General features: G+C 67.5%; 9 protein-coding genes. 8 read left to right on the forward strand and 1 reads right to left on the reverse strand.

The window, feature by feature from the left end; genetic code table 11:
• Positions 1-137: 137 nt before the first annotated feature.
• The 7 genes from tig to STH_RS01910 all read left to right on the forward strand — a co-directional run bounded on the left by tig (position 138) and on the right by STH_RS01910 (position 10,358).
• Positions 138-1,427: a trigger factor gene (gene tig, locus STH_RS01880; RefSeq protein ID WP_011194491.1), complete on the forward strand. Its 1,290-nt coding sequence runs from the start codon at positions 138-140 to the stop codon at positions 1,425-1,427.
• Between the two features lie 46 nt (positions 1,428-1,473).
• Positions 1,474-2,082, forward strand: a complete 609-nt coding sequence (locus tag STH_RS01885; RefSeq protein ID WP_011194492.1) for an ATP-dependent Clp protease proteolytic subunit — start codon at positions 1,474-1,476, stop codon at positions 2,080-2,082.
• 21 nt (positions 2,083-2,103) lie between these two features.
• Positions 2,104-3,378, forward strand: coding sequence for an ATP-dependent Clp protease ATP-binding subunit ClpX (gene clpX / locus STH_RS01890; protein WP_011194493.1), 1,275 nt, complete (start codon positions 2,104-2,106; stop codon positions 3,376-3,378).
• A gap of 172 nt (positions 3,379-3,550) precedes the next feature.
• Positions 3,551-5,290, forward strand: coding sequence for an ATP-dependent protease LonB (lonB, locus tag STH_RS01895; protein ID WP_011194494.1), 1,740 nt, complete (start codon positions 3,551-3,553; stop codon positions 5,288-5,290).
• Between the two features lie 231 nt (positions 5,291-5,521).
• Positions 5,522-7,933, forward strand: a complete 2,412-nt coding sequence (gene lon, locus STH_RS01900) for an endopeptidase La (protein ID WP_011194495.1) — start codon at positions 5,522-5,524, stop codon at positions 7,931-7,933.
• 121 nt (positions 7,934-8,054) lie between these two features.
• Positions 8,055-8,756, forward strand: coding sequence for a GTP-binding protein (locus STH_RS01905; protein WP_011194496.1), 702 nt, complete (start codon positions 8,055-8,057; stop codon positions 8,754-8,756).
• A 99-nt stretch (positions 8,757-8,855) separates the two neighbouring features.
• Positions 8,856-10,358: a methyl-accepting chemotaxis protein gene (locus tag STH_RS01910; RefSeq protein ID WP_011194497.1), complete on the forward strand. Its 1,503-nt coding sequence runs from the start codon at positions 8,856-8,858 to the stop codon at positions 10,356-10,358.
• On the opposite strand, the gene STH_RS01915 is transcribed toward STH_RS01910, so the two are convergent.
• Positions 10,355-11,272 (reverse strand): DMT family transporter, encoded by a 918-nt coding sequence (locus STH_RS01915; RefSeq protein WP_011194498.1) that lies wholly within the window; start codon positions 11,270-11,272, stop codon positions 10,355-10,357. The genes STH_RS01910 and STH_RS01915 overlap by 4 nt on opposite strands.
• 205 nt (positions 11,273-11,477) lie before the next feature.
• On the opposite strand from STH_RS01915, the gene STH_RS16740 reads away from it, so the two are divergent.
• Positions 11,478-12,035 (forward strand): GNAT family N-acetyltransferase, encoded by a 558-nt coding sequence (locus STH_RS16740; protein WP_050742053.1) that lies wholly within the window; start codon positions 11,478-11,480, stop codon positions 12,033-12,035.
• Positions 12,036-12,214: the final 179 nt, after the last annotated feature.

Genomic DNA, 12,214 nt, shown 5'->3' on the forward strand with positions numbered 1-12,214 from the left:
AGCGCACGGGGACGTTCGTTGTCCCCGCGGCTGCGGCATGGTATAATACCTAAGTTGCAGCCAACGGACCTGGCTGAAAGCAGCGTATATGGCCGGCCGGTGGGCGCCATATACTGAACAGTTGAGGGGGAAACCGAATGAAGGCGACCTGGGACAAGTTGGAAAATAACTGGATGCAGTTTGAGGTAGAGGTGGATGCCTCTGAGTTCTCCAAGTCGGTGGAGGCGGCGTTCAGGAAGATGAACCGGCAGGTGACCATTCCGGGCTTCCGCCGGGGGAAGGCGCCGCGGGCAGTCTTCGAACGCGTCTACGGCAAGGAGGCGCTTGTCCAGGAAGCCGTGGATCAGATTCTGCCCCGGGCCTACAGCGAAGCGCTGGAGCAGGGGCAGATCGAGCCGATCAGCCAGCCGGAGATCGAAGTGGTCCAGGCGGAGGACGGCAAGCCCCTCATCTTCAAGGGCAAGGTTCAGGTGACCCCGGAGGTGACGCTGGGGCGGCTGTCGGGCTTCGGTATCGAGAAGCAGGTCCCGGAGGTCACCGACCAGGAGGTCGAGGAACAGCTGAGCGCCCTGCGGGAGCGGCTGGCCACCCTCGTGACCGACGAGTCCGGGGAGGTCGGCCAGGGCAGCTTCGCCGTCATCGACTTCGAAGGGTTCATTGACGGCGAGCCCTTCGAGGGCGGCAAGGGCGAGGGCTACACGGTGGAGATCGGCTCCGGCACCTTCATCCCCGGCTTCGAGGAGGGGCTGGTCGGCGCGAAGGCGGGGGAGACCCGTGAGGTCACCGTCACCTTCCCCGAGGATTACCACGCCCAGCACCTGGCCGGCAAGCAGGCCGTGTTCAAGGTCACGGTGCACGAGGTAAAAAAGAAGGAGCTGCCTGAGCTGAACGACGAGTTCGCCCAGCAGGTGAGCCCCTTCAAGACCGTGGAGGAACTCCGGGCGGACATCAAGAATCGTCTGAGTGAGGCCGCGGCCCAGAAGGCGGAGGAGGACTTCCGCAACAAGGTCGTCGAGGCCGTCGCCGACGACGCCTCCGTCGAGGTGCCCGAGGTGCTCGTCCACGACAAGGTCCACGACATGATCCACGACTTCGAGCACCAGCTGGCCCAGCAGGGGATTACCCTGGACATGTGGCACCAGATCACCGGCAAGACCCATGAGGACCTTCACAAGGAGCTGGAGCCCCAGGCCACGAAGCTCGTGAAGGTCGACCTGGTGCTGGCCGCGGTGGCGAAGCAGGTGGGTCTGACCGTGAGCGATGCCGAGCTGGAGGCCGAGTTCGACCGGCTCCTGGCCATGTATCCGAAGCAGCAGTCCTACATCCGGCAGTTGCGGGCGAGTGCGGCCTACCGGGCCCAGCTCCGCAGGGACCTGCTGAAGCAGAAGACGGTGGAGCACCTGGTAGAGCTTAACTCCGCTGCCTGATTCTAGGCCGGTTGCGGTATAAGTATCGGGTAGAGGAGGTCAGACTATGAGCTACCTGATTCCGTATGTGATCGAGCAGACCAACCGCGGCGAGCGCTCCTACGACATCTACAGTCGGCTGTTGAAGGACCGCATCGTGTTCCTGGGCACGCCCATTGATGATCAGGTGGCCAACGTCGTGATCGCCCAACTCCTCTTCCTGGAGAGCGAAGACCCGGACAAGCCGGTCAACCTTTACATCAACTCACCGGGCGGCTCGGTCAGTGCCGGCCTTGGTATCTACGATGCGATGCAGCACATCAAGTCGCCGGTGAATACCACTGTGGTGGGAATGGCCGCTTCGATGGCCGCTCTGCTTCTGGCGGCCGGCACCGGCAAGCGGTATGCCTTGCCCAACGCCCGGGTGATGATCCACCAGCCCCACCTGAGCGGGGTCGGCGGTCAGGTCACCGACATCGAGATCACCGCACGGGAGGCTGTGAAGACCAAGCAGCTCATGGCCGAGATCCTCGCCAAGCACAGCGGACAGTCGGTGGAGCGCATTCTGGCGGACACCGAGCGCGACCGCTGGATGTCGGCGCAGGAGGCGGTGGAGTACGGCCTTGTCGATGAGGTGCTGCACCCCAGGGAGAAGGCGAGCCGCTCCGCACGCTAGCTGCTGAAAAGGGGTGGGGGAATGTTCAAGTTCACGGGTGAGGATAAGGGCCAGCTCAAGTGCTCGTTCTGCGGCAAGTACCAGGACCAGGTGAAGCGGCTTGTCGCTGGGCCCGGTGTCTATATCTGCGACGAGTGCATCGAGCTCTGCAATGAGATCATCGAGGAGGAGCTCAGCGAAGAGGTCGACTTCGAACTGAAGGACGTGCCGAAGCCGGCCGAGATCAAGGCGATCCTCGATCAGTACGTCATCGGGCAGGAGCGCGCCAAGCGCACGCTGGCCGTGGCGGTCTACAACCACTACAAGCGCATCAACCTGGGCAGCAAGCTGGACGATGTGGAGCTGCAGAAGTCCAACATCCTGATGCTCGGGCCCACGGGCTCCGGCAAGACGCTGCTGGCGCAGACCCTGGCCAGGATTCTGAACGTTCCCTTCGCCATTGCGGACGCGACGTCGCTGACCGAGGCGGGTTACGTCGGTGAAGACGTCGAGAACATCCTGCTCAAGCTGATCCAGGCCGCCGACTACGACATCGAGAAGGCCGAGCGGGGGATCGTCTATATCGACGAGGTCGACAAGATCGCCCGCAAGTCCGAGAACCCGTCCATCACCCGCGATGTGTCGGGCGAGGGCGTGCAGCAGGCCCTGCTGAAGATCCTGGAGGGCACGATCGCCTCCGTCCCGCCCCAGGGCGGCCGGAAGCACCCGCACCAGGAGTTCATCCAGATCAACACCACCAACATCCTGTTCATCTGCGGCGGCGCCTTCGACGGTATCGACAAGATCATCGCCAACCGGGTCGGGCGGAGCGGGCTGGGCTTCGGCGCCGACATCCGCTCGAAGCAGGAGCAGAACGTCGGCGAGCTGCTGAAGCAGATCATGCCGGAGGACCTGCTGAAGTTCGGCCTGATCCCGGAGTTCATCGGCCGGCTGCCGATCGTCGTCACGCTGGATGCCCTGGACGAGGATGCGCTGGTGCGCATCCTTCGGGAGCCGAAGAACGCCCTGGTCAAGCAGTACCAGAAGCTGCTTCAGCTGGACAACATCGAGCTGGAGTTTGAGGAGGAGGCCGTCCGGGCGATCGCCAAGGAGGCGCTGCGGCGCAACACCGGCGCCCGCGGCCTCAGGGCGATCATCGAGGACATCATGACGGACGTGATGTACGAGGTGCCCTCCCGCACCGACGTCACCAAGTGCGTCATCACCAAGGACGTGGTGCTGAAGAAGCAGGAGCCGATTCTGGTCACGACCAACGATGCCAAGAGCCGGCGCACCAAGAAGGAGGAGTCCGCCTGATTTTCCGGCGGCCGAGCCCCGGTGGTCAAAATGACCACTGGGGCTCTTTTCATGTGCGGAACGTTCATCCAGCATTCGGCCCATGCGGGAGCGGCATACTACCCGAGAACAGCCGCGGGGTGCGCGCGCTGCGCGCAGCGCCCAACTCGGATGCGGAGGAGGGTTTCCAAGCATGGCCCTGGGCGGCATTTTCGCGATCATCCACGTGCTCTTCGCCGTCGTGATCGGCGTGTACTTCTGGAACCTTCTGCGGAGCCAGCAGGGGAACCGGCTCGCCGTCGAGCGCGAGTCGCGCCGGGAACTGGACAAGCTGCGGCGCATGCGGGCGGTCCGGCTGACGGAGCCGCTGTCCGAGCGCACCCGGCCCGCCAGCTTCGACGAGATCGTCGGGCAGGAGGAGGGCATCCGGGCGCTCAGGGCGGCGTTGTGCGGGCCCAATCCGCAGCACGTGATCATCTACGGGCCGCCGGGCGTAGGGAAGACGGCGGCGGCCCGCCTGGTCCTGGAGGAGGCCAAGCGGAACCCGGCCTCCCCGTTCGGCCCCGACGCCGCGTTCGTGGAGATCGACGCCACTACCGCCCGTTTTGACGAACGCGGCATCGCGGACCCGCTGATCGGATCGGTCCACGACCCCATCTACCAGGGGGCGGGGCCGCTGGGGCTGGCGGGCATCCCGCAGCCCAAGCCCGGCGCGGTGACCCGGGCGCACGGCGGCATCCTCTTCCTGGACGAGATCGGCGAACTCCATCCCGTGCAGATGAACAAGCTGCTGAAGGTGCTGGAGGACCGCAAGGTCTTCCTGGAGTCGGCATACTTCAGCCCGGATGATCCCAACATCCCCTCCCATATTAAGGATATTTTCCAGAACGGGCTGCCGGCGGACTTCCGGCTGGTGGGCGCCACGACCCGCCTGCCCCACGAGATCCCCGCCGCCCTCCGCTCCCGCTGCATGGAGATCTTCTTCCGCCCGCTGCTGCCGGAGGAGGTGGCCCAAGTCGCGCGGCGGGCGGCCGAGAAGGTGGGGCTCGTCCTGGAGCCGGACGCGGAGGAGGTCATCAAGCGCTACGCCGCCTCCGGCCGGGAGGCCGTCAACATCGTGCAGCTCGCGGCAGGGGTCCTCGCCGGCACCGGCCGGCGGTCCATCCCCCGCTCCGAGGTGGAGTGGGTGATCAACTCGGGCCAGCTTCAGCCCCGGCCGGACCGGCGGATCCCCAGCAAGCCCCAGGTGGGCTCCGTCAACGGTCTGGCGGTCAGCGGCCCCAACGTCGGCCACCTGCTGGAGCTGGAGGTGGACGTGCGCCGCGCCCGGGCCGCCGGACAGGGGGTAGTCATCGTCACCGGCGTGGTGGACGAGGAGGAGATGGGCGGGCCGGGCCGGACGATGCGGCGCAAGTCCATGGCCAAGGGCTCGGTGGAGAACGTCCTGACGGTGTTGAAGCAGTACCTGGACGAGGACCCGCGCGATTACGACATCCACGTCAACTTCCCCGGCGGCGTGCCCGTCGACGGCCCCAGCGCCGGCGTGGCGATCGCCGTGGCGGTGTACAGCGCCTTCACGGGCCGGCCGGTGGACAACCGCACTGCCATGACCGGCGAGGTCTCCATCCGGGGGCTGGTCAAGCCGGTGGGCGGCGTCGTGGCCAAGGTCGAGGCGGCGCGGCAGGCCGGCTGCACGCGGGTGATCATCCCCCAGGAGAACTGGCAGGAATGCTTCGCGCGCCTGTCCGGCATCCGGGTCGTGCCGGTGGAGCGGCTGGACGAGGTCTTCGCCGTGGCGTTTGACCTGCAGCGTGAGCGAGCCGCCGAACCGGCTCCCGTCGAGACCCTTCCGGTGGAGGAGCCGCGGCCCGTGCCGGTATTTGAGGTGCCACTGCCCCGGCCGGCCGTGTCGCTCACCGGAACCGAGCGCTGAGCGGGACGGGGCGGGGACTGCCGCAGTCCCCGCCCCGCATACTCGTCTCGGGGGCAGCGAAAGCTAACTTCCGTTCGAGCGTCCAGGGCTCCCAGGCGCACCTTTGGCCGCCCGGAGACGTCTTAATATAACGCGTACAGTTGTCTGCGCGTGGTTTTTGAGGCGACGGATGGTAGAACCGGTCTGTTATGATAGAATCGGAACACGTGGTACTGCCAGGAGGTGAGACCGGTGGCCGACAAGCGCACAGAGCAGTTGCTGAACCTGCCCTTGCTCCCCCTGAAGGGCCAGATCGTCTTCCCTACCATGATCGTTCCGCTTGAGGTGGGCCGGGAGAAGTCCATGCGGGCGGTGGAGGCCGCGATGAACGAAGGCCGGCGCATGGTCCTCGCCATGCAGAAGGATGCCAAGAACGAGATGCCCACGCCCGACGACATCTACCTGGTGGGTACGATTGTCGAGATCAAGCAGGTGGTCAAGGTCCCGGGAGGCACGCTCAAGGTCGTCTTCGAGGGCGTAGCCCGTGCCCGCATCGACCACTACGTCTCCGAGGAACCGTATATGCGGGCAGCCGTGGCCCAGGTGCCCGAGCCGACCACTCGGAGCGCCGAGGCCGAGGCGCTCATGCGGATGGTCATCAGCCAGTACGAGCGGTACGTCAAGTCGGCCAAGAAGGTGCCGCCGGAGTCGCTGGTCACCGCGGTCCAGGTGGAGGAGCCGGGGCGCCTGGCCGACACGATCGCGGCCTATATGACCAACCTGGACATGAAGGACAAGCAGGCGGTGCTCGAGGCCTTCGACGTGGTGGAGCGGCTGGAGCGGATCTCCGACATCCTCAGCCGCGAGATGGAGGTCCTGGATCTGGAGCGCAAGATCAACGTGCGCGTCCGCAAGCAGATGGAGAAGACGCAGCGGGAGTACTACCTGCGCGAGCAGATCAAGGCCATCCAGAAGGAGCTGGGCGAGCGGGACGACCGGGGCACCGAGGCCGAACAGTTCCGCGAGAAGATCGAGAAGCTGGGCATGCCGGACGAGGTCAAGGAAAAGGCCCTGCGCGAGGTGGACCGCTTCGAGAAGATGCCGCCCATGGCCGCCGAGGCCGTCGTCGTGCGCAACTACCTGGAGTGGCTCACCAGCCTGCCCTGGTCCACCTTCACCGAGGACCAGGACGACCTGAAGCGGGCCGAGGAGATCCTGGAGAGCGAGCACTACGGGCTGAAGAAGCCCAAGGACCGCATCCTGGAGTACCTTGCGGTGCGCAAGCTGGTCAAGAAGATGAAGGGGCCCATCCTCTGCCTGGCCGGTCCGCCCGGTGTGGGCAAGACCTCGCTGGCCAAGAGCGTCGCGCACGCGCTGGGCCGCAAGTTCGTGCGCATTTCGCTGGGCGGTGTGCGGGATGAGGCGGAGATCCGCGGGCACCGGCGCACCTACGTGGGCGCACTGCCCGGCCGCATCATCCAGGGAATGCGGCAGGCGGGCAGCCGGAACCCCGTCTTCCTCCTGGACGAGATCGACAAGATGTCGTCCGACTTCCGGGGTGACCCGGCGTCGGCGCTGCTGGAGGTGCTCGACCCCGAGCAGAACCACAGCTTCTCGGACCACTACATCGAGGTGCCCTTCGACCTGTCCGATGTGCTCTTCATCACCACGGCCAACGTGGTCTGGAACATCCCGCGCCCCCTGCTCGACCGCATGGAGCTGATCACCATCTCGGGTTACACCGAGGACGAGAAGGTGGAGATCGCCAAGCGGCACCTGCTGCCCAAGCAGCGGAAAGACCACGGCCTGAGCGAGGAGAACCTGGAGGTCTCGGAGAACGTCATCCGCACCATCGTGCGGGAGTACACCCGGGAGGCTGGGGTGCGAAACCTGGAGCGGCAGCTGGCGGCCCTCTGCCGGAAGGCCGCCCGGGAGATCGCCACCCACGACGGCGTGCAGACGGTGCGGGTGACCACGCAGAACCTCCACACCTTCCTGGGCGCCCCGCGTTACCAGTGGGGCAAGAAGTTGAAGGAGGACCAGGTCGGCGTGGCCACCGGCATGGTCTACACCGAAACCGGCGGCGACATCCTGCCCATCGAGGTCTCCCTGATGAAGGGCAAGGGCAGCCTGATCCTCACGGGCAAGCTGGGCGAGGTGATGAAGGAGTCGGCCCAGGCCGGGCTCTCCTACATCCGTTCCCGCGCCCGGGACCTGGGGCTGGAGGAGGACTTCCACGCCAAGCACGACATCCACATCCACGTGCCCGAGGGCGCCGTGCCCAAGGAGGGGCCTTCCGCCGGGATCGCGATGGCCACGGCCGTGGTCTCGGCGCTGACCAACCGGCCCGTCCGGGCGGACCTGGCGATGACCGGCGAGATCACCCTGCGGGGCCGGGTTCTGCCGATCGGCGGGGTGAAGGAGAAGCTGCTCGGCGCCCACCGGGCGGGCATCACGCACATCATCCTGCCCCGCGAGAACGAGAAGGACCTGGAGGAGATCCCGGGCAACGTGCGCAAGAAGCTGCACGTGCATCTGGTCGACCACATGGACGAGGTGCTCCGGCTCGCCCTCCTGGAGCCCAGGGAAGGCGACGAGCAGATCCTGCCGCCGCCCGAGGCCATCGACGTGGAGGGGACGCAACCCACCAGTCCCGTGGTATAGGGTAGAGCAGCGCGGCGGGAGGAACCTCACGGGGTTTCTCCCGCCTTTCGCGTGACGTCGGGGCCGGTCCGGGCGGGACTCCCCCGCGCTCCGGGACACGGCCGGACCAAGGAGGGATTGCATGGGCGTACACGCCGAGTTCGTGCTGAGCGCCGTCGCACAAGGCCAGTTCCCGCAGGACGGGCTGCCGGAGGTGGCCCTGGTCGGCAGGTCCAATGTGGGGAAGTCGTCGTTGATCAACGCCCTGGTGCGGAACCGCAAGCTGGCCAGGACTTCCAATACCCCCGGCCGCACGCAGGCGCTCAACTTCTATCGCGTCTGGCCGCAGGGCAAGCCCCGGCCGGAGGGCGAGCCACAGCCGGACAAGGACGCCGGCAGGACGGCGTTGTCGGGCCCGGTGCTGCAGGCGGCCCGGGAGAGCGGCGCCTTCTACTTGGTGGACATGCCCGGGTACGGCTTCGCGCGGGTCTCCGAGGCGCAGCGGCGGGAGTGGGCCCGGTTGATCGAGGGGTACCTGCTGACGCGCGGGGCCCTGCGCGGGGTTCTGCAGATCGTCGACCTGCGGCACCCGCCGACCCGGGACGATGTCACCATGCGGGAGTGGATCCGGCACCACCGGCTGCCGAGCCTCTGCGTGGCCACCAAGGCGGACAAGATCGGGCGGACGGCCTGGCCCCGGCACCGGCAGGTCATCGCTCGGGAGCTGGGGCTGGACGGCGACGGGGAGCCGCTGGTTCTGTTCTCTGCCGAGACCGGACTGGGGCGCGACGACGTCTGGCGTTGGATCCGCGAGCACGTACAAGACTGGACATTTGACATGTAATCTATCGCAAGTGTTTTAATATCCGAGTCATGTGTGGTACATTTAGGATTGTACGGTTTCAGGCTCCGTCGAAAGCGACGTGCGCGGAGGGAGTAGTGTATGCGCTGGTCTCATCTGATCAATCCACTCCAGTGGAACTTCGGTATTCGTACGGTGGCCACGCTGTTCACCTGGGCGCTCCTGCCGGTCTTCCTCACGACCTTTGTGGCTTTCAGGCGGCTGGGCGCGGCGGCGCAGACGCTCGGACTAAGCGCGCAGCAGCTGCAGGCCCTGGAGTCCCATCTGCTGCAGGCCGTCCTGTGGGTCGAGGTTCCGATCGTCATCGTCGTGATCGGGGCGTCCATCCTGTTCGCCTACGTGGTGGTCAAGCCGCTGGCCCGCCTGAAGGAGGCCATGCAGCGCGTCGCCCAGGGCGACCTGTCGCAGACGTCGGTGGTGGTGACGAGCCGGGACGAGGTGGGACAGGCCACCCGTTCGTACAACATGATGGCGTCGCAGCTGGCGGCGATGGTCCGTACGCTCGCCCAGACAGCGTCAAACCTCGAGAGGGCGGCCGCCGAGGTGGACCGCAGCGCCCGGGAGGCCGATGAGGTGACGGGCGCCTCCAGCCGGGAGATCGCCAACATGGAGACGATGGCCGCCAGGCAGGCGGAGTACGCCGCGGACGGCGCGCGGGCCATCCGCGAGGTGGAGGAGGCGGCTTCGCAGGTCGCCGCGGCCGCGCAGTCGCAGGCTGAAGAGGTGGAGCGGGCTGCGGCCACCGTGCGGCAGATGGCCGAGGCGATCGAACAGGTGGCGGAGAGCGCCGGCGTCGTGGCGGAGGCCGCGACGCGCACCCGCGAGGCCGCCGAGCAGGGCGGCGAGGCGGTGCGGCAGTCCGCCGAGGGCATGAACCGGGTGCGCGACCGCGTGCTGGACGCGTCGAACCAGGTGCGCCAGCTGAGCGAGTCGCTGCAGCAGGTGGATGAGATCCTGCAGCTGATTACGGAGATCGCCGGCCAGACGGACCTGCTGGCTCTGAACGCGGCCATCGAGGCCGCCCGCGTGGGCGAGCACGGCAAGGGCTTCGCGGTGGTCGCGGGCGAGGTGCGCCGCCTGGCGGAGCGGGTCCGCACGGCGGCCGGCGAGATCGCCGGGCGGATCGAGGGGCTGCGGAGCAGCGCGGCTGTGGTGGTGCAGACCATGGAGGCCGGCACCGCGGAGGTGGAGCACGGGGTGCAGCTCTCCGCAGAGGCCGGCGCGTCGCTGGAGCGGATTCTGGCAGCCGTGGCCGACACCCAGAAGGAGGCGCAGTCCATCTCCGCCGCTGCCCAGGAGATGGCCGCCGCCAGCCAGGACGTGGTGAACGCCACGGTGCAGCTCTCCGCCATCGCCGAGGAGAACGCGGCCACGGCGGAGGAGATGCTGGCCAGCGCCAAGGCGGTCACCACCCTCATCGGCCAGGTGGAGGAGCAGTCGCAGGCCGGCCGGCATGCCATGGCGGCGATGAGCGCGTCCGCCACGCAGGTCCAGGCGGCCATGCAGCGGCTGGTGGAGCTGGCCGGGAAGGCTTCCGACATGGCCAACGCTCTGCGCCAGCAAGCCGCCCAGTTCCGTTTCTAGCTTGCGGCTGCCCGCCGGTCCCGGCCGGCGGGCAGTTCGGCCATCAGCATGCCGGCGATGATGAGCGCTGCACCGGCGTATCCCCGGGGCGTGAGGACCTCGCCGGCCAGCAGGTAGGCGAAGACCGCGCCCCAGACCGGCTCGGCGGCGAAGATCAGGGCCGTGTGCGTCGCGGTCGTGTAGGGCTGCAGCAGGTTCTGGAGCAGGTAGGCGGCGGCGGTGGCCAGCAGACCGCAGACGATGACGGCGGTCCCTACGTGGGCGGGCCCGCCCCACCAGAGGACGCCTGCCACTCCCGGCAGGACGGTGCCCCGGTCGGCCAGGTGCAGCAAGGCGGAGAGCACGCCGGCGGTGCCCAACTGGATGACGGCCAGGGCGTACCGGTCGTGTGCCGCGCCGAAACGGCTGACCCCGGCCACGTGCAGACCGAAGCCGAATGCGCCCATCAGCACGAGCAGATCGCCCCGCGAGGGGGCCAGGCTGCCGTCCAACGAGAGCATGGCCAGGCCCGCGAGGGCCGTGAGCACGCCCAGCCAGGCCGCAGGCGACGGCGCCGTCCGCAGCCAGACCAGCGACAGCACCGGCACGATCACCACCGAAAGCCCGGTGATGAAGGCGGCCTTCGCGCTGGTCGTGTAGGCCAGGCCAAAGGTCTGGAACGCGTAGCCGGCAAACAGGAAGATCCCCAGGAGAACCCCGGCGCGCCAGGTGGCCGCCGGTAGCCTCCTCAGCCGCCTGTGGAAGACGGCGGCCAGCAGCAGGGCCGCCATGAGGAACCGGACCGCAAGAAACCAGTAGGTGGGCACGCCGCCAGCCTCGAGGCTGGTGGCGTTCTTCACCATGGGGAACGTCGCGCCCCAGATCGCCGTGATGCCCAGGAGAACGAGATCTGCCTGCCAGGTGCGGATCTGCAACCCGGAACTGCCTCCTTACTTTCTACTAATACCGTAAATCCTAGCAAATTGGTGAACGTGCGTCCAATGCGTCGGCGGGCGCCGGGCCGTTCCGCCCGGCGGCCCGCCGACACTTTTTCCCTGAAGGTGGCCTGCCGTCGCCCGTCGAAACCACAGCCGGTGGAACGTTAAACAGTCTACGGAGTAAGGGTGTGCAACCATCAACATGGCAACCACGGACGACGTCTTGCCGGGTCTGCCCCGGGTGGGGCTGAGGCCGGTGGAGCAGGCCGATCTCGCGCTGCTCTCCCGTTGGGACGAGGACCCGGTCATCGGCGCGCTGATGGGGAGGCGTTTCGTCGGTCAGAGCCCGGCCCAGTGGCTGGAGGACGTGCGGCACAGCAGGACCAGCCGGGTGTGGATGATCGAATGGGAAGGCCGGACGGTGGGCGAGGTGGAACTGGCGCAGGTGAACCGGCGCGCCGGCACGGCGGAGGTCCGGGTCTGCGTGGGGGAGAAGGCCCTCTGGGGGAGGGGCATCGGGACCGCCGCCATGTCAGCCCTGCTGAATGAAGCCTTCGTCGTCATGGGGCTGGAGACTGTCTACCTCCGGGTCTTCACCACCAACCTGCGGGCCATCGGCCTGTACGAACGGCTCGGGTTCCGACGCGAGGGGCTCCTGGCGCCGAGCAGCCGCCGCGCGGACCCGGCGCCGGTGCTGCTGATGAACCTGTCACGGAGCCGCTGGCTGGCCCGGAAGCGCCGGGAACCGGCCCTCTGTTGACAACGCGGCCCGCGCGCCCTATCATGGTGCCATACGCATCCATCCAACGGCGTTGAAGCGGAGGAGTAACCCGCACACCGCCTCGCAGCGAGGGAGCTCCGCGGGTGGAAGGGCTCCCAGGCCAGGAGCGGGTGAAGTCGCCGCAGATGCCGTGCTCCCGAACCGTGCCGGGCCACAGC

Source organism: Symbiobacterium thermophilum IAM 14863, from assembly GCF_000009905.1.
GTDB classification, from domain to species: Bacteria; Bacillota; Sulfobacillia; order Symbiobacteriales; family Symbiobacteriaceae; genus Symbiobacterium; species Symbiobacterium thermophilum.

Excerpts from the sequence above, each read along its gene's own strand:
- tig (WP_011194491.1), top strand. The coding sequence starts at position 138 with ATGAAGGCGACCTGGGACAAGTTGGAAAATAACTGGATGCAGTTTGAG.
- STH_RS01885 (WP_011194492.1), top strand. The coding sequence starts at position 1,474 with ATGAGCTACCTGATTCCGTATGTGATCGAGCAGACCAACCGCGGCGAG.
- clpX (WP_011194493.1), top strand. The coding sequence starts at position 2,104 with ATGTTCAAGTTCACGGGTGAGGATAAGGGCCAGCTCAAGTGCTCGTTC.
- lonB (WP_011194494.1), top strand. The coding sequence starts at position 3,551 with ATGGCCCTGGGCGGCATTTTCGCGATCATCCACGTGCTCTTCGCCGTC.
- STH_RS01905 (WP_011194496.1), top strand. The coding sequence starts at position 8,055 with ATGGGCGTACACGCCGAGTTCGTGCTGAGCGCCGTCGCACAAGGCCAG.
- STH_RS01910 (WP_011194497.1), top strand. The coding sequence starts at position 8,856 with ATGCGCTGGTCTCATCTGATCAATCCACTCCAGTGGAACTTCGGTATT.
- STH_RS16740 (WP_050742053.1), top strand. The coding sequence starts at position 11,478 with ATGGCAACCACGGACGACGTCTTGCCGGGTCTGCCCCGGGTGGGGCTG.